Annotated in this window: 19 protein-coding genes and 2 tRNA genes; 11 read left to right on the top strand and 10 right to left on the bottom strand. The window is 55.0% G+C overall.

All coding sequences use genetic code 11. The features are described 5' to 3' along the window. Window positions 1–33: 33 nt before the first annotated feature. From HMPREF0574_RS07365 to HMPREF0574_RS07350, 4 genes are all read right to left on the bottom strand, one after another. Window positions 34–303, bottom strand: a complete 270-nt coding sequence (locus HMPREF0574_RS07365; RefSeq protein WP_231294218.1) for a hypothetical protein — start codon at window positions 301–303, stop codon at window positions 34–36. Window positions 304–527: 224 nt separating this feature from the next. Continuing rightward, entirely contained in the window at window positions 528–1,223 is a 696-nt protein-coding gene (gene rdgB, locus HMPREF0574_RS07360) for an RdgB/HAM1 family non-canonical purine NTP pyrophosphatase (protein WP_004008096.1), read from the bottom strand. Next, window positions 1,220–1,993 (bottom strand): ribonuclease PH, encoded by a 774-nt coding sequence (gene rph / locus HMPREF0574_RS07355; RefSeq protein WP_004008095.1) that lies wholly within the window; start codon window positions 1,991–1,993, stop codon window positions 1,220–1,222. Before rph ends, rdgB begins: the two co-directional genes overlap by 4 nt. 12 nt (window positions 1,994–2,005) lie before the next feature. After that, window positions 2,006–3,223, bottom strand: a complete 1,218-nt coding sequence (locus HMPREF0574_RS07350) for a YlbL family protein (RefSeq protein ID WP_004008094.1) — start codon at window positions 3,221–3,223, stop codon at window positions 2,006–2,008. Between the two features lie 18 nt (window positions 3,224–3,241). Here HMPREF0574_RS07350 and HMPREF0574_RS07345 point away from each other — a divergent pair, with 18 nt between their 5' ends. Further along, the gene (locus HMPREF0574_RS07345) at window positions 3,242–4,756 is read left to right on the top strand and encodes a zinc-dependent metalloprotease (protein ID WP_004008093.1); all 1,515 of its coding nucleotides are present in this window, start codon (window positions 3,242–3,244) and stop codon (window positions 4,754–4,756) included. On the opposite strand, the gene HMPREF0574_RS07340 is transcribed toward HMPREF0574_RS07345, so the two are convergent. Next, a complete protein-coding gene (locus HMPREF0574_RS07340; protein ID WP_004008092.1) occupies window positions 4,757–5,773 on the bottom strand; it encodes a hypothetical protein in 1,017 nt (338 codons plus the stop codon). 174 nt (window positions 5,774–5,947) lie between these two features. Here HMPREF0574_RS07340 and HMPREF0574_RS07335 point away from each other — a divergent pair, with 174 nt between their 5' ends. Next, complete coding sequence (locus HMPREF0574_RS07335; RefSeq protein ID WP_004008091.1) at window positions 5,948–7,507, top strand: ATP-dependent helicase; 1,560 nt, start codon at window positions 5,948–5,950, stop codon at window positions 7,505–7,507. Window positions 7,508–7,534: 27 nt separating this feature from the next. Here the strand turns inward: HMPREF0574_RS07335 and HMPREF0574_RS07330 are convergent, their stop codons facing one another. Beyond that, a complete protein-coding gene (locus HMPREF0574_RS07330; protein WP_236585907.1) occupies window positions 7,535–8,236 on the bottom strand; it encodes a hypothetical protein in 702 nt (233 codons plus the stop codon). A gap of 312 nt (window positions 8,237–8,548) precedes the next feature. Between HMPREF0574_RS07330 and HMPREF0574_RS07325 the strand changes: the two genes are divergently transcribed. Both HMPREF0574_RS07325 and HMPREF0574_RS07320 read left to right on the top strand, forming a co-directional pair. Next, window positions 8,549–11,839 carry a UPF0182 family membrane protein gene (locus HMPREF0574_RS07325; protein ID WP_004008089.1) on the top strand — a complete coding sequence of 1,097 codons (3,291 nt, stop codon included), beginning with the start codon at window positions 8,549–8,551 and terminating at the stop codon, window positions 11,837–11,839. 167 nt (window positions 11,840–12,006) lie between these two features. Beyond that, a tRNA-Met gene (locus HMPREF0574_RS07320) sits at window positions 12,007–12,080 on the top strand. 175 nt (window positions 12,081–12,255) lie between these two features. Here HMPREF0574_RS07320 and HMPREF0574_RS07315 read toward each other — a convergent pair. Continuing rightward, complete coding sequence (locus tag HMPREF0574_RS07315; RefSeq protein WP_004008088.1) at window positions 12,256–13,503, bottom strand: YibE/F family protein; 1,248 nt, start codon at window positions 13,501–13,503, stop codon at window positions 12,256–12,258. Window positions 13,504–14,241: 738 nt separating this feature from the next. On the opposite strand from HMPREF0574_RS07315, the gene HMPREF0574_RS07300 reads away from it, so the two are divergent. Continuing rightward, window positions 14,242–14,315, top strand: a tRNA-Val gene (locus HMPREF0574_RS07300). A gap of 521 nt (window positions 14,316–14,836) precedes the next feature. On the opposite strand, the gene HMPREF0574_RS07290 is transcribed toward HMPREF0574_RS07300, so the two are convergent. Together HMPREF0574_RS07290 and HMPREF0574_RS07285 are read right to left on the bottom strand one after the other, a co-directional pair. Further along, entirely contained in the window at window positions 14,837–15,511 is a 675-nt protein-coding gene (locus HMPREF0574_RS07290; RefSeq protein WP_004008086.1) for a response regulator transcription factor, read from the bottom strand. Between the two features lie 2 nt (window positions 15,512–15,513). Continuing rightward, the gene (locus HMPREF0574_RS07285; protein WP_004008085.1) at window positions 15,514–16,686 is read right to left on the bottom strand and encodes a sensor histidine kinase; all 1,173 of its coding nucleotides are present in this window, start codon (window positions 16,684–16,686) and stop codon (window positions 15,514–15,516) included. 254 nt (window positions 16,687–16,940) lie between these two features. Here HMPREF0574_RS07285 and HMPREF0574_RS07280 point away from each other — a divergent pair, with 254 nt between their 5' ends. From HMPREF0574_RS07280 to lipA, 5 genes are all read left to right on the top strand, one after another. Then, window positions 16,941–17,663, top strand: a complete 723-nt coding sequence (locus tag HMPREF0574_RS07280) for an ABC transporter ATP-binding protein (protein ID WP_004008084.1) — start codon at window positions 16,941–16,943, stop codon at window positions 17,661–17,663. Then, complete coding sequence (locus tag HMPREF0574_RS07275) at window positions 17,656–19,527, top strand: FtsX-like permease family protein (protein WP_004008083.1); 1,872 nt, start codon at window positions 17,656–17,658, stop codon at window positions 19,525–19,527. Before HMPREF0574_RS07280 ends, HMPREF0574_RS07275 begins: the two co-directional genes overlap by 8 nt. Window positions 19,528–19,992: 465 nt before the next feature. Further along, the gene (lipB, locus tag HMPREF0574_RS07265) at window positions 19,993–20,679 is read left to right on the top strand and encodes a lipoyl(octanoyl) transferase LipB (RefSeq protein WP_004008081.1); all 687 of its coding nucleotides are present in this window, start codon (window positions 19,993–19,995) and stop codon (window positions 20,677–20,679) included. Window positions 20,680–20,728: 49 nt separating this feature from the next. Further along, window positions 20,729–22,537, top strand: a complete 1,809-nt coding sequence (locus HMPREF0574_RS07260; RefSeq protein ID WP_004008080.1) for an FAD-dependent oxidoreductase — start codon at window positions 20,729–20,731, stop codon at window positions 22,535–22,537. Window positions 22,538–22,698: 161 nt separating this feature from the next. After that, on the top strand, window positions 22,699–23,733 hold the full coding sequence (gene lipA / locus HMPREF0574_RS07255; protein ID WP_004008079.1) for a lipoyl synthase: 1,035 nt from the start codon (window positions 22,699–22,701) through the stop codon (window positions 23,731–23,733). A gap of 24 nt (window positions 23,734–23,757) precedes the next feature. On the opposite strand, the gene HMPREF0574_RS07250 is transcribed toward lipA, so the two are convergent. After that, window positions 23,758–25,377, bottom strand: a complete 1,620-nt coding sequence (locus tag HMPREF0574_RS07250) for a class I adenylate-forming enzyme family protein (RefSeq protein ID WP_236585905.1) — start codon at window positions 25,375–25,377, stop codon at window positions 23,758–23,760. A 143-nt stretch (window positions 25,378–25,520) separates the two neighbouring features. On the opposite strand from HMPREF0574_RS07250, the gene HMPREF0574_RS07245 reads away from it, so the two are divergent. After that, on the top strand, window positions 25,521–26,258 hold the full coding sequence (locus HMPREF0574_RS07245) for a S1 family peptidase (RefSeq protein ID WP_236585904.1): 738 nt from the start codon (window positions 25,521–25,523) through the stop codon (window positions 26,256–26,258). Window positions 26,259–26,297: the final 39 nt, after the last annotated feature.

The raw sequence follows: 26,297 nt of genomic DNA, 5'->3' as shown, positions 1-26,297 counted from the left end.
ACTCCGTCCTTTCCTCAGTACCTCGGATAACCGTCACAGCATGACATCGAGGTGCGAATTCGATGACTTGTAGGTGTGCGGCAAATCCGCATGGGTCGGTTGTGAAGGACCAACGACAGGCTTGAATTCAGCAACGTTACCGTTCAAGGCACTGTGACCGCCGGTAGCCGCAGCCTCGGTTTTCGAGGTGTTCGAAATGGGCTCGGGCTTGTCTGCTTTCCCACTGGGCTCCGGAGCCGGGCGGGTGAAAGCCTGATTTGTCAACGCGGGGTTTATCGCCCCAACTACATCTGTTGAAAGCATAATTTCCTCCTGAAACTCTGGCGAAGTTAAACGACTCCGCGAGGGCAATCCTTTGCTCTCACCGTCCATTGTGCCATTTTGACCCGTGAAAGGCTAGACTGCGGGGAAAAATCAAAGAAAAATTCTCCCTCCTTACAGGCGACTCACAGATTTTGTCTGGACAATTGAGGCAGCGTCGGTTGCGCCCCAGCGCGATGAGGGCAGTCCGGAGGGGGACGCCGCCGTTACCGGGTGAGACGAGTGCGAACCCCCAGCATTGCCTCGAGCTGCGGAGCAATCTGGCTAAAGGCTTTGGCGCGGTGTGAAATAGCGTTCTTGGCGTCCTTGCTGAGCTCACCATTGGTGACCTCCTGACCGTCTGCCAGGAAAATTGGGTCGTATCCGAAGCCATTTTTTCCCTTCGGCTCGCGCACCAATCGTCCGCCCATAACCCCGTTTCCCAGGTATGTTCCGCCTCCCGGAATCAGCAGCACCGCGGCACAGATAAAAGCTGCCGTGCGATAGCCATCGTCAATGTCTTGCAGCTGGTTCAACAAAAGTTCCAGGTTGGCGCGGTCGTCGCCGTGATGCCCGCACCACCGAGCGGAGAAAATTCCTGGGGAGCCACCCAAAATATCCACGCTCAAACCGGAGTCATCTGCCAAAATCGGCACATCCACCACGCTGGCCAAGGCCCGTGCCTTAATCAGAGCGTTGGCAGAGAATGATGTACCGTCCTCGCGCGGTTCTGGCGCTCCCAACGTGCCGGCGGCGACAATCCCCCCAGGGCGCAGACTGGGCACCAAAGGACGCAAAATTTCTTCAACTTCCCGAACTTTGTGGGTATTACCCGTAGCCATCACCACCTGAGCCTCCGGTGGCAGTTTCAGTTTCTGAGCGTTCTTATCCCGCAAATCCGGTACAGAAGTCAAAATACTCACGCGATTACTCCATCTGTTAGCGTCAGCACCGCTCCGGGTGCGCTGTCTACTGCCGCGCGCTGCAGCCGGGTTAAGTCACGGCAACCAGCCTGTGCTAAATCCAGCAAAGCGTCCAGCTCGGCACGGCTAAACGGGGCGCCTTCTGCGGTTCCCTGTACTTCCACCAGGGATCCGGAGCCGGTCATCACCACGTTCATATCAGTTTCGGCACGAGAATCTTCCTCGTAGGGCAGGTCCAGGCGGGGGATGGAATCAATGATACCCACCGAAATAGCACAGACCGAGTCACGGGTGGGATTGCCGGGGATAAAACCGCTGTCCCGCCCCACGGCAATGGCGCGCTGCAGGGCAATCCAAGCCCCGGTAATCGAGGCGGTACGGGTACCCCCATCGGCTTGCAAAACGTCGCAGTCTATCGCAATAGTGTTTTCCCCCAGCGCGGCGTAATCCACCGCAGCGCGCAACGCCCGTCCGATGAGTCGGGAAATCTCTGAGGTGCGCCCGCTGATTTTCCCTTTGACTGACTCGCGGGTGTTACGGGTGTCGGTAGCACGGGGGAGCATGGCATACTCGGCGGTGACCCAGCCAAAGCCAGAATCTTTGCGCCACCGGGGGACCCCCTCCGTTAAGCTGGCGGAACACAGCACCCTGGTGTTCCCGCAAGACACCAACACACAGCCCTCCGGGGCACTGACCCAATCCATGTGCAAAGTCACCTCGCGGAGCTGGTCCATCCGACGACCGTCTGCGCGCTCTATTCTCTCAGTCATATCCACAGTCTATTATTTCTGGGCGGGAACCGTGCATTGAGGCAGTTCAGAGGTCTTTCCGTCGCGGATTTTTTGCACTGCGTCCAGTGCTTCGGAAAACGTGCCGATTTTTGTCACCGTCAGCCCTTTCGGGATATGACCCACGACTTCGTCACAGTTCTGGGTCGGAGCCAGGAAAAACTTAGCTCCGTCAGCTTTTGCCCCCGCCATCTTTTGGGCAATTCCGCTGATAGGACCGACTTTTCCAGCCAGGTCGATAGTCCCGGTTCCGGCAATCACCGATTTCCCTGTCAGGTGTTCGGGTGTGAGCTGCTCCACTATTCCCAAGGCAAACATGGTCCCTGCGGAAGGTCCGCCCACGTCTTGCAGATGGAAAGTGATGTCGAGGGGAATCTTTACATCCGAAGCCAAATAGATGCTGAGTTGCGAACCTTTCCCGATTTTGCCTTTTGGTAATTTTGCCGGAGCAGTTTTCATACGCACCGTCTGGGCTTGTCCATCGCGGACGATGCCGAGTTCTATAGTGTCGCCGCCCGGCACTCCTTCCAGGAATTTTCGCAAGTCCTCGACCGTGTGGACAGTCACCGGGGTTTGACCAGGTCGGGCTATGGTCCGTACCACGTCTTTGCGATGCAAGACTCCGAACGCGGGGGATTTCTTGGCAACTTCAGCCACAGACCAGGTGATTTTCACGTTATATCCCAAGGTTTCCAATGCCACCGCCTCGGCAGAAAGCTGGGATTGGTCCATCTGTTGCACGCCGAGTTTCTTAATATCTTTGCTAGAGACGTTGCGGGGATAGACCACATCCACCGGCAAGATGGTGGCATTCGGGTTAAATGCTGCCATAATCAGGTCCCAACCACTGACCATGGAACCGGGCCCGCCCAGGGAAGAAACCGTGGTCATGCGGAGTTGTCCGTTGTGATTCGGATAGGTTTTCGCGCCTTTTACCTCGATGAGGGGAGTCTGCTTAGAATCCTTACCCAGTACGTCAAAAGTCGGTCCGGGATAGTTGATGACCACCGGGTAGGAATAGAGGAACAGAAAATACCCGCCCAGGACGATGAGGACGAGACCCCAGACCCAACGACTCAAAGACCAGCGGGAGCGGGTCGGTTCAGGCGCGTCAGCAGGGTCTTCTGGTGGCGCATCAGTTCCGGATGCAAGCGTCAGTGAATCTTTGGGTACGGGCGTGTCCGCCCCCTTATCCAGCGCATCGGTGTTCATCACGGATACTATAGTCTCATGGATGAAAGTGAGATGCCTGACTGGGCTCAAATGCTGCGCCAGGTTTTTGGCGAGGAAAAAGCCCGCGAGATGGAAGAAAAGCTCCGTTCCGGCACCCCGTTTTCGGCGTTTTCTGGTGGAGAAGGTATTTTTGCTTTCCCGTTGCAGTCGCTGCTATCCAGTTCCGATGAACCGGTGAACTGGGACTTGGCGCGCATGACCGCCTTGGGGCGCCTGGGCGGGGCAACCCAAGTGGTGACTTCCGCGGATGCAGACCGAGTGCGTCAAGCTCTGTCAGAAGCGAATTTGCGTCTCGACCCGGTCACTTCGCTCACGCCACCCCCCGCCAGCTATGCTGCCCTGTCCGTACCAAAGTGGCTGGATGCCTCGTCTGAAGTCTGGAAAATCTTGGTTACCCCGGTGGCTGCGAAGACGTCTGATTCTATGAAACAGGCATTGTCTGCGCACATTGCGGACGGGGATTTACACGTTGAGATTTCTTCCGGACCACCCGAGCTGCATCAGCTGATGGGGCTGTTTTCCAAGGACGGTGACCCGGCGTCGCTGAATCTGGATTCCCTGCTGGGGGTGTTGAGCTCAAATCTGTTTGGGCTGCAGTTTGGTCAGGCCTGGGGGACTTTAGCGGCGGAGAGTTTCGGCTCGACCGACATCGGGCTGCCGGTTGGAGAGGTGAATCAAGCGGCAATAGTGCTGGAAAACGTGGAAAAGTTCGCTGCCGACATCAGCCTGGAAGTCGAGCCGGTGTTGACCTTCCTGGCGACTCGTGAAGCTGCCTACGTGCGGCTTTATCACGCGGTGCCGTGGTTGCGGATGCACGTCATTAAAGCGATTGAGGACTATGCGAGGGACATCAACTTCGATTTGCAGGCGATGGAGTCTGCCCTGCAAGGGCTGGACCCGATGGATCAAGATGCCCTGCATAGACTTATTGCCCAAGGCGTGCTGACTCCCAGCCAGACGAACAACCAAACCGCGGCGAAACAAAGTCTGGAAACCCTGCTGGCAATCATGGAGGGCTGGGTCGACATGGTGACCACGCGCTGCTTGGCAGGGGCGTTACCCCAGATAGGCGCTTTGCGAGAGATGATGAATCGGCGCCGCGCCACCGGTGGACCGGCAGAAAAAGCGTTCGCCGCCCTCATCGGCTTGGAACTGCGACCCAAACGATTGCGCGAAGCCAGCGCCTTGTGGTCCAAGCTGGTGGCAAAGCTCGGAGAAGCCGGGGCAGAAGGCTTGTGGGACCACCCGGACCTGCTGCCGGAGGAAAGCGACTTCGACGCCCCCGACCAGTTCGTGGCGCGTTTGGCAGGAGAAGGTCCGAAAGACCCTCTGGAAGCCGATTTAGAGGCCATGCTGCAAGGGACTTTGGGATACGCCAAAGGGTTGGAACCCGGTATCGACTCGGAGGGTGACGCGGAGGTGTCACAAGACCGTTTCGGTACCGATTCTCCCGATGGTTCCGGTGACGGGACGGACCCGGACAGCCCGCCAAATCCCGCTTCTGACGCCTAGTCAGGCAGCGGGAACTGTCCGTGCCCGCTTCGCAAATGCCGGTTCTGGAGGGACGTCAAGTTCCATCGGGAGGTAACTGCAATCGCATTCCGGGTGAGACTCAAAGTGCCGCGTGGTGACGGTGCCATCCACCGAGATGCGTGTGACATCGCCGGGATGCAGAGCACGGCAATCTAGGAACGCCAGAGCCTGCGCTGCCGCAATCGCTGCCCCCACTCCTGCCAACGCGGTTTCTACCCGTGGAAATGCTGCCCAGTGCAGGTTCGCGGCGCGTTCTGCCAGGTGCGTCACCGCTGTGGCTTGGTGCAGGGCGAGACAGGATGTACACGGTGTCAGTCCGGGCACGACCAACGGTCCGACCTCAACAAAATCGTGGCCTGCCACCACTGCCAGGAAAGATTGATTGGTCTGCATCGCTTTTTGTGCCGCTACCGGATCGGGGATGCCCCAGCTGAACTGCACCGCCAAGTCCGCCGCGATTCGCTGCGTCGTTACCGTGGCGTGCCGTCGACGCTGTTCCACCAGGTCTTTCGTGGTGAGCCGCGGATGGGGGGCAGTTTCCAAGTCCGGTTCGGGACTGCGGGTGGAGGTGGGGACCTGAATCTTGCCGATGCCGGCGGCGCCCAGTTCCACCGCCAGCAGTTGTGCCATGCGGTCGGCTCGATTGAGGGAGACGCTCAGTTTTTGGCGAAGCCGATAGGTGCGGCGCATCTTGGCGCCCCCCACTCGTGACCAAAAACCGTCATCGGGACCGCCGTACAGGCGGGGATTGCGCAGTTGCAGCAGTTCCGCATCAGCCAAGGTCCGCAGCATTTCCGAGACTCTGGTCAAGGGGATGCGGCAGGCTTTGGCAAAATCGGACAAATCCGGGCGGGTACAGCCTGCCACCAGGCGTTGCAGTAGCTGGAACTCTTTTTCGGAACATTGCGGAAAGCGAAACATGGTTTCCAACCCGGCGCACAGCTCGACGGAGCCATCAGGTAGCCGAACCAAGTGAATACCCTCATTTAGTTTCATAATATATCACCTCTATTCAAAGCATCTCAAAACATATATAATAAACTCAAATGACAATTTAGAGCTTGTGGATAACTCAGCGTCCAGGCTGGACAGACCCCCGGTTTCGTGCCGTGTCGACCGGCGTGGGACACTTGAGGAAACCCGGAAACGCGGGATTGAGAGGAGGTAACCGTGGACCGTAAGCGTCAGGACGCGCTGCCCAGCCCGGAAGTGAGCGCCGTCCAACTGCTCGATGACCTAGATGAACAGCAACGCGAGGTCGCCCAGCACCAGCACGGAGCACTGTGCGTGCTAGCGGGGGCGGGTACCGGAAAAACCAGGGCAATTACCTACCGCATCGCCTACGGGGTGCGCAGCGGTCAGGTCAATCCCGAAAACGTGTTGGCGCTGACATTCACCCAAAAAGCCGCGGCAGAGATGAAAACCCGCCTGGAAGGTCTGGGGGTGGGACAGGTCTGGGCGCGCACATTCCACTCCGCGGCGCTGGCGCAAGTCAGGCATTTTTGGCCACAGGTTATGGGGGGGACCGTGCCCACCGTGACCGGGCTGAAAGCGACCCTGGTGACGGCAGCGGGAGTACGTTTGGGGCTGAACCTCGGAAAAGCGCAGGTGCGCGCGCTGGCGGGGGAAATTGAGTGGGCGAAAGTTTCACTAATAGACCCGTCGCATTATGCCCTGGCAGCGCGAGCGGCAGGGCGCGAAGCCGTAGCCGATTTGAGCACCGAGCGAGTGGCAGAACTGCTGGACGCCTATGAGGACGCGAAAATAGCGGCAGAAATGCTGGATTTTGAAGATATTTTGCTGCTCTGCGCGGGCATGATGGATGAACGCGAGGATGTGGCGCGGACCATCCGCAACCAGTACCGCTACTTCGTGGTGGACGAATATCAGGACGTCTCACCCCTGCAAAACTACCTGTTGATGAGCTGGTTGGGTCGCCGCCGTGATCTGGCAGTAGTGGGGGACGCGGCACAAACCATCTACTCTTTTGCCGGCGCCACTCCGGAATACTTGACCGAGTTCACCCAGACCTATCCCGAAGCGAAGGTTGTGGAACTCATCCGGGACTACCGCTCCACTCCTCAGATTGTAAACTTGGCGAATCAGGTTCTCGCTCAGGCAAAAGGCACGGACGGTAGACCTCTGGGAGGTACTGTCCGTTTGGTATCCCAACGTGAAACCGGTCCGGAAGTGTCATGGTTCGTGGCGCCGGATGATGAAACTGAAGCCAAGGAAATTGCCCGCCGCATTCAAGACCTGCTGGCGGAAGGTCTGTCGCCCCGCCAAATTGCGGTGCTATTCCGCACCAACGCCCAAGCTGCCCTGTTCGCGGTGGCGTTGGGGGCGAAACGAATTCCTTTCGTAATCAAGGACCAGGTCACGAAACTAGCGGGAGGAACTGCGAACAGCGGGACAGACACGGAGGACGACGAACCCGGCGGCGTAACGTTAGCTTCCCTGCATTCTTCAAAGGGACTCGAGTGGGAAGTCGTGTTTCTGGCAGGAGCCAGTGAAGGGCTACTGCCCATCAGCCTCGCCCAAACCGCTGCGACCATCGAAGAAGAACGTCGCTTGTGCTATGTCGGGGTGACTCGGGCGCGCAGCCGACTTATCGTGTCTTTTGCCAAAGCCCGCCGTGACGGTTCCTCTCAAGAGCGTGAGGCGTGCCGTTTCCTGGCTCCGTTTTGGCCTCACCGCAGTGCCACGCTGCGGCGTTCCGGCAGGCACTAGACTCGGTTCGGTCGGCGCTAGCGCAGGTCAAGAAGCGGTGTTTGAACCACCGTTGATGCCGTTGGTAATCAGCTGCAGCAAATCCGCGACTAACGCCGGGCCCTGTTCAATATGCTCCGGGTCAGTGTCGAAGCGCGGGTGCACGACCGACCAGGCTTCAGTGCGGGTGGCTGCCACAACGAAGCGGGATCGTTCTTGACCGGCAGTCTTTTTCTCCAGGTAGGCTTGCCGTTCCTGGGGGTCAGCGGGGGCGTCTGCCATGTCTGCGGCGGTCAACATGGCGTTCGTTTCATAGAGCACCGCCACGCCTTCGATTTCGTCGCTCCATACCACGCGCCCCAGCTGTTTTAAGAAATCTAAACCGTCATCGTTGGGCAGCTGGAAAGGCAATGCAGTCAACGATTCCGGATCTGACTCGGCGGTATCACGCATCGCGTTGACCAGCTCATCCGGAGCATGTCCGGTCAGCATTTGGGCGGCATCCCCGGTCTTGTGCAGAGTAAAGAGCTGACCGGTTTGCAGGTCTGTCAGTGGTTCGGCATGGGCGTCAATCTCCCACACTACCCGCACAATAGCGGGAATCTCAGCCGTGACGGGAACCTGTTCAGACGCGGGGGGTACGGATTCTTCTCCGGTCGGGGTCGGGCGGGAGTCCCCATCGGGAGTAAATGACATCCCCATTACGGTCCCGCCGGGAAAATTCGTTAAAGGATTGCTTGACTCACTCATGATTTCCATTATCCCATCAAAAGTTGAAACTTCGGGGAATCACTCAGGTGAGCGGTCACAGTGGACGAAAAATGTCCCGAATGGAAGAACACCGAGGTTTTGTGGAAAGATGGCACTTGAGTACCCGATTTGAAACTGAGGTGTTAAGTGAGTACAGGGCATCCCTCCAACGGTTCATTCTTTGGCAACATTTTTGCCGGTCCTCCGGGGGGTGTTTCGCGTGGTCCGGGCGGGATGCAGCCGCCCCGTATGCCACGTCCCGCTGCCGGGGGAACGAATTCCGCTCCGCAGGGTGGAAACAAGACATTGGGCATGGTCGTCGCGATTATCGCGGTGCTTATCGCCGTGGTAGGTGTCATGTCCAAAGTTTGGGCAGAACTGGCTTGGTATCAGCAGCTGGGTCGCATTTCCGTGGTGTTGACAGCCTGGGGGTGGCGCATTGGTCTGGTGGTCGTGGCAATGTTGTTGGCGGCCGCGGTGACATGGGTGAACTTGATGATTGCGGCACAGGCGAGTCCCGATGCTTCGCAACGCGGCAAAGCTAAGAAACGTCGCAACGCGGAACGCAAGATGGACGCGGCGAAACGCCAAGCGCAGCGTAACGGTAAAAAAACTAACCCAGATACCGGTAAGCAGGAAAAGCCAGACTCGCAGAGTGATGAAACTCTCTACCCAGGCGAACAGTCAACGGACCGTAAAGGTGCCGACAAGCCTGCTGACTCGGAAAAAATTATTGACTTGGATGCTGAGTTTGAAACGGTCTTTGACACGGCTGATTTGGAGGAGGAATTCCGGCGTGCTACCCGCCGCTCCGAGCGTCCCGCGGTGGCAGCCCTGCACGATACTCTGCAGCCGTGGCGTAAATTCCTGATTGTGGTTCTGCCGCTGGTGGTGGGTCTGATGGTCGCCACCCCGTTGATTTCGCAGTGGGAGTTGTTCGCGGCATGGTTCCACCGGAGTAACTTTGGGGTCAAGGATCCCATCTTCGCTCGCGATTCGTCATTCTTTGTGTTCTCTCTGCCAGTATTTTCCGAGTTGACCACCCTGCTGTTCTATGTGGTGGTGGCTGCCGGAATGTTTACCCTGGGTCGCTACTATCTGCAAGGTAACTTGTCCACGAAGATTGCTGAAATCCCCAACCGCACCCGGATTCATATTTCGGTGTTGCTGGCTATCCTGGCTGCCATCATCGGTCTGCGCTACTACCTGGATCGGTTCGTGCTGCTGCTGGGCACGCACGACAAATTCTCCGGGGCGTCCTATACCGATATTCATGCCGTCCTGCCAGCCAAGAACATCTTGGTAGGGATTTCCTTGGTCATCGCGGTATTGTTCATCATCGGTGCATTTCGGAAGTCTTGGGTCATTCCCGCCACCGGGGTCGGTGTCATGGTGCTGTCATCAGTGCTGGTGGGTGGGCTATACCCGTGGCTGGTGCAGCGGTTCCAGGTCGATCCTTCCGCGCAGGAACTTGAAGCGCCCTACATCTCGAACAACATCAAAGCGACTCGTGACGCCTTTGGAATCGCTGACGTAAAGGAAGAAACCTATAAAGCGACCACGGAGGCGACTGCCGGTCAGCTCCGGTCGGACAGCGAGTCTACCGCCTCGATTCGTCTGTTGGACCCTTCGGTAGTGTCCCGCACTTTTGGCCAGATGGAACAGAACCGGCAGTACTATCGTTTTGCCTCCAACCTGGCGGTAGATCGCTACACGATTGACGGCAAGGCACAAGACACCGTGATTGCGGTTCGCGAGCTGGATACGAACCAGCTGGGCGATTCTCAAAAGTCCTGGGTCAACCAGCATACGGTGTTCACTCACGGTTTCGGGGTCGTTACTGCCTACGGTTCCAAGGTTGAAGGGGACGGTTCTCCGGCGTTTTGGGAAAAAGGTATCCCTTCCCAAGGCGAGTTGGGTGAGTATGAACCGCGGATTTACTTTGGTCAGTTCTCGCCGGATTATTCCATCGTGGGGGCGCCAAAGGGCGCGCCGAAACGCGAGTTTGATTACCCTTCGGATGTAACTCAGGACAAGGGCGTGAACAACACCTTTACGGGTAAAGGCGGACCCAGCGTGGGTAACCTGTGGGAGAGGCTGATGTATGCCCTCAAGTTCCGTTCGTCTGAAATCTTCTTTTCTCAACAGGTCAATAAATCATCCCAAATCCTGTTTTATCGTTCTCCCGAAGAACGCGTGGCGAAAGTCGCCCCATACCTGACATTGGATTCGCGGGCTTATCCCGCGGTCGTGGACATGGACGGCGACCCGAAAACCCCGAAACGGGTGGTATGGATTGTTGACGGTTACACGACCTCGAACTCCTACCCGTATTCAAACCACATGGATTTGAACACTTCTATCTCTGATTCGCGCAACATTGGCTACGGCTACCAAGTCATGAATAACGTGAACTATATGCGCAACTCGGTGAAAGCCGTGGTTGATGCCTACGACGGTTCGGTCCATCTGTACCAGTGGGACGCGAAAGACCCCATCGTCAACGCTTGGAGTAACGTGTTCCCCGGTCAGATTGAGCCGCTGAGTTCGGTTTCTGGCGATTTGATGGCGCACTTTAAGTATCCTGAGGACCTGTTCAAAGTGCAGCGAAACCTCATTGCGCGCTACCACACGACCGACCCGCGTTCGTTCTATTCCGGTTCGGACTTCTGGAAGCTGCCTGATGACCCGACTCACGAGGGTTCCCAAACCGTCTCGTCAGCGCTGCAGCCTCCCTACTATCTGACTATGAAAGCCCCCGGTCAGGAATCGACCGAGTTCTCACTGTACTCGACCTATATTCCTTACGGACAATCGGACCGAAACGTGTTGACCGGGTATTTGACGGTGGACTCGGAAACGGGATCAGAGCCCGGCAAGATTCGTGACGGGTATGGCAAGCTACGGCTGCTGTCCTTGCCCTCGGACCTGGCAGTTCCCGGTCCGGGTCAGGTGTCCAACAAGTTCAAGACCACCGATACGGTCTCGCAGACCTTGAACCTGCTGTCCCAGCAATCTACCGAAGTCGTTCGTGGTAACCTGCTGACTTTGCCAGTCGGCGGGGGGCTGCTGTATGTCCAGCCGGTGTATGTGCAGGGTAATTCGGGTACGTCCTATCCGCTGCTGCGTTTCGTGCTGACGTCTTTCGGCGACAAGATTGGTTTCGCCCCGACGCTGCAGGCTTCCCTGGATCAGCTATTTGGTGGTGACGCCGGGGTACAGACTTCTGAAAATGACGTGCCGGGAGCTGCCGGTGCGGATGGTGAGCAGAGTCCTGCCAAGCCGAATTTGACGCCGCAACAGCAGCTCCAGGCGGCTTTGAACGGCGCACGCAAGGCGATGGATGATGCGGACGCGGCTATGAAGGCAGGCGATTGGGAAGCCTACGGTAAGGCTCAAACCGAGCTAAAGCAACAGCTGCAGCTGGCCCTGACCTTCGCGCCGTTGCCTTCGGACGCGACGCAGCCGGCAAATCCCGGAGATACCCCTAGCGTCCAGCCAACTGCTCAGCCCAGCGGCGCAGCGACCCCGGCGGCTAGCCCCAAGGTGAAAGCCTCTGCGGCAGCCAGCGCTCGTCCGCAACCTCGGAAATTCGCTAGCTGACGCGGGAGGGTCGACTGCGGAAAGTCCCCTAGTCGAGGTGGAAATCGCCGGGCTGAGAAACCGTCAGTCGACCCGGAAAGTGCCGCAGCGGGCTTGTGAGCTCGACCCGTGACGCCTGCCAAGTTGAGGTAAAACTTCAGAACTGGTAAAGTGTACGGGTCGCTTGACGCGGGGTGGAGCAGCTCGGTAGCTCGCCGGGCTCATAACCCGGAGGTCGTCGGTTCAAATCCGGCCCCCGCTACTAAATAAATACCCCCTGAACTGCCTCTTTGCTCGGTTCAGGGGGTTTCTTTTTGTCTGTAACGAGGGCTCAAATACGGGGGATTTTCGCGTGTCTGCTGTCTGGCGTGTCGAGAGCTGTCGGGTGAGGGGGCGAGAAATCGGGGGACTATACCTTAGGCCACCCCAACCCCGATTTAATCGCAAATTTCAGTCACCGGCGGGGTGGGTTTGCGTACCGCCAAGGTAGAGATAGCGGTGGTGATGGGGACGCTGGCAATGAGGGCAGAACCGGATGCCAATATTTGCAAGGCTTGGGCGGCGAGAGCCTCCGTCGTGAAGAGGTCGCTGAGTGAGCGTTCAAAGAACAAAACTATCAGCATCACCGTAGAGAGTGCCGCGCCGGTGTAGGCAAAGACAATGGTGTAAATCGTCGACGCGATGTGGTCGCGTCCGATGCGCATAGCGCTTTGATAGATTTCGCGACGAGTATAGGTTGGGGCTGCCAATCGCAGCTCCCACACCGCCGAAGCTTGAGTGATGGTCACGTCGTTAAGCACCCCCAGTCCCGCCAGGATAGTGGCAGCAACGAACAGTTGGCTCATGTTGAGGTGCGGGATAGCGGCGGACAGGTCAAAGGAGGTTTCGTCAATGTAACCCGAAATGTGCGCGCTTTTCACAGCGATGGCGCCCAGCAAAGCCGAAAGCCCCAAACCGCACACGGTGCCCAGCAGGGCAGATGCGGTCCGCATGGAGATGCCGTGGGCGATGTGAATGACGATGAGCATGATGGCGCACGATCCGACCACTCCGACCCAGATGCCGGGTCGACCGCTGGCCAGGGACGGCAGCATGAAGTACACAATCACCACGGTCGCGAACGCTAGTCCTACCAGCGAAAGCGCTCCTTTGACGCGGGCGACTGCCAAAACTATCACGGCGAACAGGATGGCAAAGAGGATAATGGGCAGGTCGTGGGGGACGCCGGTGAAGGTGTAGGTGTCGGCGCCGGGTTTTTCCCCTGGTGAGCGCATGACTTGGATAGTGTCACCGGGTTTCAAGTCCGAATGTGCGCCGGGTCCGACTGCCTCCAGGGTGGTGACCTGGTTGGAATCGGGTCCACTGGTCAGACGCACGGTCAGGCGGACGCAGTCGTCTAGGTGGCTTTGCGCGCCAGAAGAGGAAATGTCGGTGTCTCGACACTTTGGCTCGAGTTTCACGATGTTGGCGCGTTCATAGGAAACTCCCGGTGCGGTCGCGAAACTGAAGTTCAGCTGGCGGACTTCTTGCAGATGGTGCCAATCGGGCCAGAGCCAAACCACTCCCGCCAAGGTCAAGACCGTAATCAAGCCCAAGGAAATTATCATCGCCAGGCGCGAAGCGGGCGAAGTCGTCGAAGCCTCTTGAGTCCGAGAAATCCGAGAAATCGAGTGAGAATGAGACACAGACAGCAAGTATATCCGTGCCAGTCACGGTTGTGCAGGGCGAATAGCTCGTCTTTTACAATGATTTCGGTGCGGAAACTGACATGGGGCATGGTTCTGGTTTCCCAGCGACAGTGCCTATTGAGAGTGTCGAAGGCAACAGGTCCGTAGGGGGAGCGGGAACACCCGCTCTGTCGACCGGTCTGCCACAACGCTGCAATCCGGTCACCAAGCGCGGCGCACACGGAGCGGTTGGCGGGGGGGGGATTAATGATGCGGGCTGCCTCAAAAGGTTGGGATTCACGACCAAAGAATCAGACCTGGGAAACCCGTGGTCTTAAAGTGCTGACCTGATTCTAAGGCTGCGGAAAATCGTCTTCCTGACTATAGCGGGAGTTTTAAATATGAAAAGTACGCGATTCTGGTCTTTGATGGACCACAAACAGTGGCTGGCACGAGCGGGGATGGAACCGGCATGCAAACCGGTTCAGCGAAGCTGCTCTGTGTGGGCGCATATTATGCGGGCGTAGATGGCGTTGATACCACCCCAGGGTGGGTTCCGTACAACGGTAAAAGAGTAGTTGTTGCGGCAACTGCAGGAGACGTGGGCTGGCCTTCGGATACAAGCCTGCCGGTGGGGGAGCCTAGAGGTGGTGGAGAGATTATTTTTGCGGAGTGATTCGGGCTGGTCAGTTCGCAACTTGCCGTGGCAAATGTTATCCTCAATAGTCTCGTGTTTGCGTTTCGCGCAAACCCTTAGGACCTATAGCTCAGTTGGCTAGAGCGCCACGTTTACACCGTGGATGTCGGGGGTTCGAGTCCCTCTGGGTCCACAAATATTTTCGGGCGGGTTTATCCCGTCCGAAAATATTTAAAGGGGTTGGGGACTCGAACCCGTGAGGGGCAGCGCCGTCCGAAAACGCGACAGCGTTTTCAGGCGCTGGCGTGAGAAATCGAAGATTTCGAGCGGGTGGTGATTTTGCGTAGCAAAATCACTGAGTCCTTCTGGGTCCACTTTTTTGTCGGGCGGGTTTATCCCGTCCGAAAATATTTAAAGGGGTTGGGGACTCGAACCCGTGAGGGGCAGCGCCGGGTAAATCTTGACTTGCTAGATATACGTAAGGGGTACCGCACCGGCGACAAAGCCGGAAAGGGATGGGAAAACCCAAACAAAAAACACACAATTAATCCTAAAATTCTATCCTTCATACAGAAACTTTTTGGCAGTGTGCGATTTTTCGAGGATTTTTTCGGTTGATAGGTAACTTTTCTCGCCCACTTTTGCGTGGTGGGAGCGGGCAGTCGTGCACTATGGCTAGGTTAGGATGCGCGGGTATGAGGTACCTGGATTGACTTATTCGCGAATAGCTCCGTTTTTGGCACTGAAAACCAGGAGTTCAGCGCGGGAGCGTACCGAGAATTTTTGCATGATGGCGCTCATGTGGGTTTTAATGGTGCTTTCCTTGCTTTGCATGACTTTGGCGATTTGCGCGTTGCTTTTTCCCCTCAGGGCTTCCTGCCAGACTTGCCGCTCGGTAGCGGTGAGAGCTTTTTCCCCGGCACGGAACCTGGGGTCGGGGGTGAAATTGGGGTCCTCGTAGTTGGCTATCAGCATATTGAGGGGTTTGGTAGACATGAACCTGCCACCATGGGCGACACGTTTAATCGCAGCGGACAAGTCGGCGCGGGGCGTGTCCTTGGTCAGGAATCCGTCCGCCCCGGCATCTAGGGCTTCTTTCAGCCAAGTATCATGGCGGAAGTTTGTTAACATGATTACTCCCAGGTTAGGGTATCGGGATTTGAGCTGTCGAGTGGCGGCGATGCCGTCCACTTTGGGCATTTCTACATCCATCAGAACCACGTCGGGATGGTGGGTTTGCACTAAGTCCAGGACGTAGCTCCCATCAAAGCCGATGCCAGCCACACTGATTTCGGGATCTGCTTCGATGACTAAGCGCAGATCTTCAAGGATTTCGTGGTCATCGTCTATCAGAATGACCTGGTAGTGGTGGTGGGTGTCTGCGGTCATGATTATCCTTTCAATAGTTTTTCCAGGTCTGGAATCAGGGGGATTCGGGCCTCTGTGAGCCACATTGCGCCGATGGTGCTGGTCTCGAGGTTTCCTCCGAGGTTGTCCAGCCGGTAGGCCAAGCGTTGCAGTCCGGTTCCCCCGGAAACATCGGGGGGTTTGGGGGATTGCCCGATGCGGTTGCTTTGAAAAAGCATCACCGTCTGTCCTTCTAGGTTTAGACTCAGCTCGACTTCACTTAGTGGAGCGGCGTATTTTTCCGCATTAGCGAGCAGTTCCGCTACGGTTTCGGTTACTATCAGGGTGTTTTCCACGGGTAGATTGTAAAGCCGTGGGTCAATGTCTGTGGTGAGGCTGATATTGGCGTGAGTCAGGTGCTTGTGGGCTTGCTCTAGGGTTTCTTTCAGGGTGAGTGCTTCCTGGTCGATGCCTAGTTGTACCCCCTCGAGAACCCGAATCAGGTGTCGCAGCCGACTGAGGGACTCGGCGGCTTCTTGCTGCAGTTCTTGTTGAATAATTTGGCGGTCGCAAGTGTTGGACTCTTCCCAATGTTGTAGGCGCAGCACCAGACGGGTGAGGTCTCGGGCGGTGGTGTCGTGGATGGCAGCGGCGATGCGTTGTTCGGTTTCTTCCTGGATGCGTCGGACGTTTTCTTTTGCGGTTTCGCGTTCCTCCACAATCACGCGTGCTGCCCAAGATAAACCAACAGTTATTAGGCTCAGGATTAACTGGCTGATGAGGGACTCAACCTGGTAATCGAAATGTTGGAATGATGCAAAACTGGAGAGCACAGTGGCTATGACTAGCCAGCGTTGCCGATGCACTGTCCCCTCGGCGCATAGCACTAGCGAAGCCATGCTTTGAAGCAATATCGGGGTTTGTACTGGCAAGAAGATATAGAGGACACACACAGCTAACAGAATCCAGCGTCCCGGCACGGGACGGAAAACCATCAAAATCCAGGCGGTAACTATAGGCAGTATCAACAGCCACAACCAAAGGGAGTGCGGTGGGGTTTTTATCCAAGTCCAGACCTGCCACAGGGCAAAAACAGCAAGGATGGTCGACAAGAGCAGTCCACGCAGGGTCAGAGTGGTCATGAGCCATTGCAGTCCGGCTCTGGCGGCCACATCGAGGTGTAAGAGTCGGCTTAGTTGAGACCGAGGGATATCCATGTTTTTTATAATAAACCAGATTCCCTCTAAAGAATACAGTCATAAGAAAATGTAGTGATTTAAAAAATAATTGTGAAAAATATTCGACTTTGGTGCTAGTTGTTCTCCTACTTTAGTAGGAGAAGTTATGCGATGAAAGTTGGACAGGAAATGTTAGTAATCTCCTAGAACTCGCTTCTAGTGGTGGTAGATTGGAAACATGCACAGACCAGCATCTATTAAAAGAGTATCTCGAATTGGAAAGGAAGGTTTAAATGGCTTTGTTTGATATTAATAATATTTCTTTTCGTTATCATTCTAAGCAGGGTGATATTTTGAAAGGGGTAAGTTATACGGTGGAGTCGGGTGATTATTTGGCGATTATGGGGCCGTCCGGGTCGGGGAAGACTACGTTGCTGAAATGTATTGCGGGATTATTGTCTCCGACGGGTGGTGAGGTTCTTTATAAGGGGAAGGATACAACACGAGTGAAGCAGTCTGTGCTTAATCGGTTGCGCCGGACGGACTGGGGATTTGTGTTTCAGGAGTATAATCTGGTGGATGCGATTAATGTGGTGGATAATGTGCGTTTGCCGGCGTATTTTAATCATCAGCGTTTGAGCAAAGACGCAGTGATGACTGCTTTGGAGAGTGTTAATCTGGGGTCTTTTGCGTCGCGTTTTCCTGATGAGCTTTCAGGCGGTCAGCAGCAGCGTGTTGCTATTGCGCGGGCGATTGCGAGTAAGCGGGAGATAGTGTTTGCTGATGAGCCGACGGGTGCTTTGGATAGTAAATCCAGTAAAGAGGTTATCTCGAATCTGACGGAGCTAAATAAAACCGGGGCGACCGTGTTGATGGTGACGCATGATCCGATGGTGGCGGCAGCGGCGGCGAAGGTGTTGTTCCTCTATGACGGTAGGATAGTACAGCAAGGGAACTATCAGTCGGCGCAAGAAATATCCAATATCCTGCTAGATATGGAGAACGCAAATGCTTGAGCTCGCAAAATTAGCCACTAGACTATTAAAAGGCCATAAATCCCTATACCTCAGCTGTGCCGTAACGATTAGCATCGTCACCATACTTTCTTCAGCACAAGTTGCCTTAGGTATGAATCTGTCAAATCCTGCACTAGTTCATGTTGATGGTGTCTCCTCGGAAGAAGTAAGCCTGGAATTGATTCCTTTAAGAGGGGTATTGTTTTTCTTGGGGATTATTCTGTTAGTACTGAGTTCTTTTCTTATATTCTCCGCTATAGTGCAGGTGGTACAACTTCGTAGTGAAGAAATTCAATTATTAAAGCTGTCCGGAGCTTCCAAAACGCAATTAAACTCGCTAATTGCTTTTGAGGCTTTCGCGCTTGGCTTGTTTGTGGGTATCCCGTCCGCCGTAATTGGTAGCTTTTTCTCTATACCGCAGTTACACTTTTTAAGTGCTATTGGATTTTTTGGAAAGAGCCTACACGTAACATATGAATTCAATTTTATGCAGGTCTTATTTGTGGTAGGGCTAGTCATATTTGAGTGTGCTGTTGCTGGATATTTTGCGACAATAAAGGTGGGGAGTGAAAAAGAAACAAAAAGCGCTATAAAGAGGATTTCTCCGGTTACGGTTGTGTGGAGGGTTTTGCTGGCTTTAGCTATTGGGATTTTTCTTTTTGCAGTGAATCTAGATGCTTTTGGTGGTTTGTACATATTACTTGTACCACTGATGATAGTTATAGCTATTTTGTTAGTTGCACCATTGTTTATCCCGATTGTATCTAAACTGATAGGTAACGCTATTGGACTGTTGAGACCCGGCATTGGTTTATTAGTATCTCAAGTAAGTCAAAAGAATGTATTTAGGTTTTCACATTACGCGGCACCGCCTATTATATGTCTTGGGATTGTTGGCACTTTTATGGCCCTGGACTTTCCGACGTCAGAGATGCTGTATCAAGATTTTTACAACAGTTCAAAGGCTTCTTCGGTATTCATTACAGAAGGGTCAGCGGATGCTAATAAAATCTATGATCTAGTATCAGCGAAATCTGCGGATGTATCACGCATACGTGAAAGGCTAATAACGGATAAGCGAGGATATTATAGCCTTTACTATGTTGATTTTAAGGAAAACTTTAATCTTTTAAATCAAAAACTTATTCAAGGACAATTAGATAACGTTGGAAATACAAATGTGGCCAGCAGTATATCTGGTAGTGTTATTGGGGATAAGGTTACTATATATAATGAAAATGGTGAATCTTTTGAATTAACTGTGACTGCTCTTCTCCACGACTCCGTACATGAAGGTTACTTTATAGATTGGTCGATGCTTTCTCATTTCCCGAAATTTGCGAAGTCCAAGAATACAGAAACAATGGTATTTGCCCGCGGAATTACCCCTCAGATGTCACAAGATATTGCAAAGTCTGTCAACTCTGAAGTTAAAGTACTTACTAGGTATGGCTATGCTAAGTACTTGCAAAATATGCGGCACGTACTTGCTTTCAGAGGTAATGTCGGCATGTTCGGTGTCATACTTATCATGACTTTGATAGCCTTATTGCAATTAACGATAAGTGAGGAAATCGCTCGTAGAAAGCAATGTCAACAACTACATGCCCTGGGAGTAGATAATAAGGATATCCTTAGCTTTGGATTAGCTACGGTTTTATCTACTCAACTGGTTTCTTTATTATTGACTTTGCTCAGTCTACTATTTACAGCATATCGATGCTCTTCTGCGGCGCAAACCTCAACTATAGCGGATTTTATGTATGTAATGCCGCTAATCCTTATTTGTTGGGTATCAATTTTGCTCTTTACCTTAGTGATACAAACGCTGGCAACGCACCATTCACTACGTGCGGTACTATAAAATGTTTAATAAAGCCTCAATCAGATTGTATACTAAACAAGTTGCTGCCATAAAGTATTCGTTTATAGCTACGCTTGTGATTGGTGTGGTTACGTCTCTAGTGAATACGGTTCAACCACTACTTCTGAAATCTCTTTTTGATAACATTAACTCAATTAGTGCATATCAGATATTGGTTATTTTGGCTTTTTTGCTATTATTCACTTTTCTGTCGGCATTGGAAGGATATCTACAGAATACCATTGGTAATAAAATTATTGCAAATGGTAGGAGGCAAATCACCAGGCAGATTCAATACATTGATCATGAAAGTTTAATTATTGACTATAGGCGAGTTATTTCCAGATTTGTCTTACCCCCCTTTGTGATGGCTTTTAGCCGTAATTTCCTGCCAGATTGCGGGCAAAACCCTGCCCAGATGTCCGGTACGCGCTCGAACACCCCCGACGCGATAGAGTAAACCCCGTGCGAGTGGAAAATTTGCTGCCCAGAGGGCTGGTGTCTTACCAGGAAGCGGATCGGATTCAGCGTGAGACTTGGGCGCGGGTACGTGATGGGGAACTGGACCACACCCTAATCTTGGGACAGTTCGAACCGACCTATACCGCCGGACGCAACACCCACGACAGTGACCTCATCAACAAAGACTTGCCGGTCATTCGCACCGACCGGGCCGGGTCGCTCACCTGGCACGGTCCGGGTCAGCTGGTGATCTATCCGGTGGTGAGGCTACGCGAGCCGGTGGACCTGATTGCCTACATTCGCGCGGTGGAAGGCTCGGTCATCGACGCGGTTCGTGACACTTGGGGTCTGGACGTTGAGATTGTGCAGGGTCGCGCGGGAGTGTGGCTGCGTTACCGTGATGCCACGGGGCGCACCGCCACTGAGCGGGGGACGGGACGCGACCGCAAACTGTGTGCCATCGGGTTGAAAGTCGTGCAAAACGCGACCCTGCACGGGTTGGCACTCAACATTCACCCGGATTTCAGCCACGCGTTTACGGGGATTATTCCTTGCGGTCTCAACGATGCCGGGGTCACCTCCCTGTTCGAGGAGGGGATCGAGACGGACTTCGACACCGCCGCAAAAGTCGTGGTGGACCAGCTCGCCGTGAAACTCACCCCCTTGCTGGCTCCGTTTTCAGAAATTTAGGGACCGAAGACCCTGACGCGAACCAACGAAGTGGTCTAGCATTTAGCTTATGAACACAAAGAAGTCTTCAGCTCGTAAACCCTTTGGCCGTCCCAGCAAAGATACTTATGACGTCATCGTCGTTGGTTCCGGAGCTGCCGGTCTGTCCGCTTCTCTGACTGCCGCGAGGCGTGGTCTGAAAGTTTTGATGGTCGAAAAAAGCGATCAGTGGGGAGGTTCGACCTCCAAATCTGCCGGCATGGTGTGGGTACCCGGTAATAACGTTTTCGCTCGACTCGGGGGCTCGGATTCCACTGACCTGGGTCGCCAGTATATGAAAGCGACCGTGGGGGACTGCACCAGCGATGAAATGATTGACACCTTCCTGGAGGAAGGCAAGAAGTGCATGGACTTCCTCACCGCTTCGTGCCCCCACCTGGAGTTTAGGCGGATGGAAGGCTACCCCGACTATTGGTTGGATGCACCGGGCGCGGCAAAAACCGGGCGTGGCGTTGAAGCAGGCGCTTTCGATTCTCGCCTGTTGGGGCCGTGGGAGAAAACGCACGTCAAGGCGTACTTCCGCCCGATGTCTCCGGTGGACATGAACTCTTATGATTCGGCCGATTTGCTGCTGGCAATGACCGACCCCCGTCCCTGGATACGTGGCATGAAACTGTTGTGGCGCAACCTGAAACATTACGCCAAAGGCACCCGCCCGCTCACTATGGGCGCGGGCTTGACCGCTGCCATTATGTACTCCGTCCTACGTGAGGGAGTGGAAGTGAAACTGCAAAACGCCCTGGTCGACTTCCTCATCGGAGACGGCGACGCGGGCAAGAAAGGCAAAGGTGAGCAGCGCGTGACCGGTGTCGTGCTGGAACACAATGGCACCCGGTACCCAATCAACGCGACCCACGGCGTCATCCTGGCTTGTGGTGGCTTTGAACGCAACGAAGTCATGCGGCAAAAGTACCAGCGTCATCCCATCACCGGCACCTGGACCGTAGGCGTGGAAGGCAACACGGGCGACGGCATCGAACTGGGCATGAAGCATGGCGCAGCCATCGACAACATGGCTGACGCCATCTGGTCGCCGGTCATTAAGCTGCCGCGCACCGAAGGGTTCCAGCCCATCGTGATTGAGGACGAGGAACGCTTCATCATTCCCGACCGCTCCCTGCCGCACACCCTGATGGTCAACGGCAAGGGTAAGCGGTTCATGAACGAAGCCCTGCCCTATTGCGCGGCTGGTCAAGGTCTGTATGGTGGTGTCTTTGGGAAAGGCGAGGGCGACGCTGAGAACATGCCGGCATGGCTGATTTTCGATCAGCAGTTCCGTGACAAATACTTCTTTGCCTACGGTCATATGCCACGGGTGGAGCTGCCTGACGTTTATTACGAATCCGGTGCCCTGGTACGTCGCGACACCCTGGATGAGCTGGCTGAAGCCATCGACGTGCCATCAGCAGCCCTGGCGGAGACGATTGAGCGGTTCAACGGTTTCGCCGACCGCGGCATCGACGAGGACTTCCACCGCGGCGAAAACGAACACGACAAGTTCTATGCCAATCGTTACCATCACCCGAACCCCTCGCTGGGACGCTTGGAAAAGGGTCCGTTCTATGCCACCCAGGTCTATCCCGGCGACATTGGCACGGCAGGCGGTCTGGTCATCGACACCAAAGCCCGCGTCACTCGTGAAGACGGCAGTGTTATCCCCGGTCTGATGGCGGCCGGCAACACGACCAAGTCGGTCATCGGTCACACCTACACGGCCGGAGGCACCTCCATCGGGGCGGCGCTGGTCTTTGGTTACATCGCTGCCAACACCGCTGCTGACGAGGCTTTCGCTGACAATCCGGTGTTCGTAGCGCACTAGCCCGATCGGGTCAACAGACTTTCCGGGAGCTTCACCGCGTGGTGAGGTTCCCGGATTGTTTTTGTCGCGTGTGTCCTATCGCAGGAACGGGCGTGAGGCAGGCAGAAAACGTGGGTAAAATGGACAGAGAGTGTCCCCAAACCGACTGAGAGAGAGCCGCCATGTCCACGCTGGAGTCCGCGCAGCACCGAAAACCGCTGCGCCTGGAAGTGGCGAACGCGCGCAAACCCCGTGAAGATCATCCGCGTTGGCTGCGGGTGGTGGCAAAAGCTGGGACGGAATACCAGGAAATGCGTTCCCTCATGCAGGGAGCGGGACTGCACACGGTTTGCGCCGAGGCGGGATGCCCCAACATTTTTGAATGCTGGGAGGACCGGGAGGCGACTTTCCTGATTGGCGGGGCAGTGTGTACCCGGCGGTGCGGGTTTTGCGATGTGGCTTCGGGTAAACCGGAGGGGTATGACCGCGACGAACCGCGTCGTCTCGCGGAAACTGTCAAGCATCTGGGGCTGAAGTACGTGACGGTCACCGGGGTGTCTCGTGATGACCTGGAAAACGGGGCGTCGTGGCTCTATGCAGAGTCGGTGCGCCAGCTTCGCGCGCTGTGCCCCGAAACCGGAGTGGAACTGCTGGTCGATGATTTTCAAGGTAAATCGGTCGCGCTGGAGGAAATTTTTGCCAGCGACCCCCAAGTCTTTGGTCATAACTTGGAAACGGTGGCGCGCCTGATGCATACGGTGCGTCCCGCCTTCACCTACGCGCGTTCCCTGGACGTCATCACCCAAGCCAAACAGTTCGGGCTAATCACGAAGTCGAACCTGATGCTGGGGCTGGGCGAAGAACCCGAGGAAATCGAAGCGACCATGCGCGATATGCTGAACGCGGGGGTAGACATCTTAACCCTGACCCAATACCTGCGCCCCTCCGAGCGGTACCTGCCGGTGGTGCGCTGGGTCAAGCCTGAAGAATTTGTGCGACTCAAGGAGCTGGCGTTGGACATGGGGTTCGCCGCCTGCATGTCAGGACCGCTGGTGCGCTCCTCGTACCGTGCCGGCAAGCTGTGGGCACAGGCGATGCGGCACTACGAACGTTGCATTCCGCCCCAGTTCGCGCATCTGGAACAGGACCGTCCCCCGGCTCGTCAGGAAGCCGAAGCGGTTGTGGAACGGGAAAAACAGCGGCAATCGTGCGCTTGAGTGCGCGGGCGGTCGCTTTGGGGGTTATTGGAACAGTGCCAAAAGTCCTTGCCGGTCAGGTTTGCCGTTTGAGTTCAGTGGGATGCGGCTCACGAGGCGCAAGGCTCGGGGGAGTTCCGCTTTCGTCAGGTAAGGGCGGGCGAAGTCTTGGAGTTGTTCCAAACTGAGCGGTTCCGCGTTTTCGTGAGTGTCGGGGGTTTGTACCACCACCGCTGCCACGATTTCACCCCAAGTCGGGTCGGGAACCCCAACGACCCGCGCTTCTGACACCCCCGGATGACGCGAGAGCACCGCGGCGACCCGCTGGGAAAAGACCTTTTCCCCGCCGGAGTTAATCGTGTCAGTCAGGCGTCCCACCAGGTGAAGGAAACTGTCTGCATCAAAAAATCCCAAATCCCCGGTCCGTAACCAGCCCGTTTGCGGGTCAATCAGGGCGGCGTTCAGTTCCGGATTTCGGAAGTATTCCCGCGTCACGCTGGGGCCGCGGCATTCCAGCTGGCCAATCACTCCAGGTTTGACCGGATTTCCCGCACCGTCAACAGCGCGCAGCTCAATATGCGGAAACGCCCGACCCACTACCAGTTCGCGCCCCGCCATGACATCCGTGGTCAAGGCGGCTCCTGAAGCGCTTTGCTCGGTCATGCCCCAAATGTTGATGGGGTTCCACCCTAAGCCAATCATGTCAGCGGCCAGCTGCTCATCCCACGGCGCGCCGCCCACCAGGGCTTTTGTAAACCGAGAGGTGTCCACTGGGCGCCCGGATTGCGCCGCCTGCCGGACCTCGCGCACCAGCATCCGGTACATGGTCGGCACCGCGAACATCATCTGGACCCGATACTTCTCGATAGCGGCGAGGATAGCGGCCGCATCGAACTTCTCAAAAATAACGACCGTACCGCCGTGGGAAAAAATATCCGTCGTCGTGCCGTTGAACCCGCCGATATGTGACAGGGGAGCCGTGACCGCCTCGACGGTGGCAGCAGAATACTCGAAAACTTCGCGGAAATTCGTGCAGCCCCACCATAGGTTTTTGTACGTCAGCAGGGTGCCTTTCGGGTGAGCGGAGGTGCCGGAGGTATAGATAATCGCGCCGGGTACATCGTCCCCGCATTCGGGCAGGTCGTCCAGCATTTTGGTGGCCGCGAGCGCCAACGTCACGGGTGGGGTCGAGTCGTCGCGTGGATCTAGGCAATCCTCCAGGTCAGAGTACGTCACCAGGCGGGGGCGAGGAGTCGCGGTGGGGTCGCAGTCCGCCAGTTTTTCGTTCTGGGTGGGGTCACAAATAATGATTTTCGGTTCACAATGCGCCAGGATTTTCGCTAACTCCGGGGCGGGGAGGTTTTGATCCAAGGGCACTGTAATCGCCGGAATGGCGGCGGCAGCCACGAAAGTCAGCAAATGCCACGGGGAGTTTTTCCCGATGACAACCACGCGCTCGCCGGGAACGACGCCCCAAGACCGAAACTGGGCTGCCAGCCTGGTGGCGCGTGCCAGCGTCTGTGCCACGTTCCAAGTCGGCGGGGCAAAACTGGGTTCAGCGATGGTCTCGGCGCTGATTCCCTGGGCAATCCAAATCATCGAAGTGCGCCCAGGGTGTCGCAAAGCGGCTGCTTGCAGGAATTTCATCGGTGAATAATCGACCACTGTTGAATCATACCAAGATTGCTGGATTTGTAAGATGAGCATAAGTCGCTCAATGCAATGCTAGGGGATTATAAAAGCATTGACGGAATGTGTGACATAACTGTAACATTTTAAATGTGTTTCCTAAAGCTGAGGAGGATACGATGTATTACAAAATAATACCTATTTTGGTAATAGGATTTTCTCTGGTTTGTCTTGGGAATGCTCCGGCATTGGGTGTAGGCGATACTTCACTGGTAAAGGATTCAATCAATTCACAGGATTTTATGACCAGATTCGAGCAAAAGTATCCTGAAATATTTTCTTTTGGTAAGTGGGATCAAGAAACGAATAAATTCGTTATGGGAGTGAAAGGTGGGATGCCCCTAGAAGCAGAACTCGCTGCCAAAAAGTTTGCGACTGACTTCAAAGTTGATGAGAATACTGGTTATTCACAAAAAGAATTATTCGATGCAGCGGCCTTTCTGGTTCGGCATGTTGAAAGCGCTGTCGGGGTAATAGATTCGGATTCCGTATTTACGACCATTGATCCGACTACCCCTAGTATAGGTTTACAAATTGATAACTCTGTGCAGCAAAAACTCAAATCAGATTTGATTTTTGGTCTAGAGTCTATTTCTGACGATTTACAGGATAGAAGCGCCACAAACCTTGGCTCAAAATTGTTAAACACAGATAATCCTAAACTCCTCGCAAAGCTCAAAATCGACATGAATATAGGCAATGTTAGCCGCGAAGAGCAGGCGCTTTACGGTGGCGGTCGTATCTCTGGTAGTGATATTGGATATTGCACCACAGGTTTCACTGCTTCAAAATCAGGATATTCTAGTGGAATTCTTACAGCTGGTCATTGTTTGGTCGGAACCTCACCGATAGTTTAAGGGATGGAAAATTCGAACATTTCCTTGAAAAGGGTTACC

Origin of the sequence: Mobiluncus curtisii subsp. curtisii ATCC 35241 (assembly GCF_000146285.1) — a bacterium.
In the GTDB taxonomy this organism is placed as follows: Bacteria; Actinomycetota; Actinomycetes; order Actinomycetales; family Actinomycetaceae; genus Mobiluncus; species Mobiluncus curtisii.
This window is presented reverse-complemented; position numbering and strand designations above follow the sequence as displayed.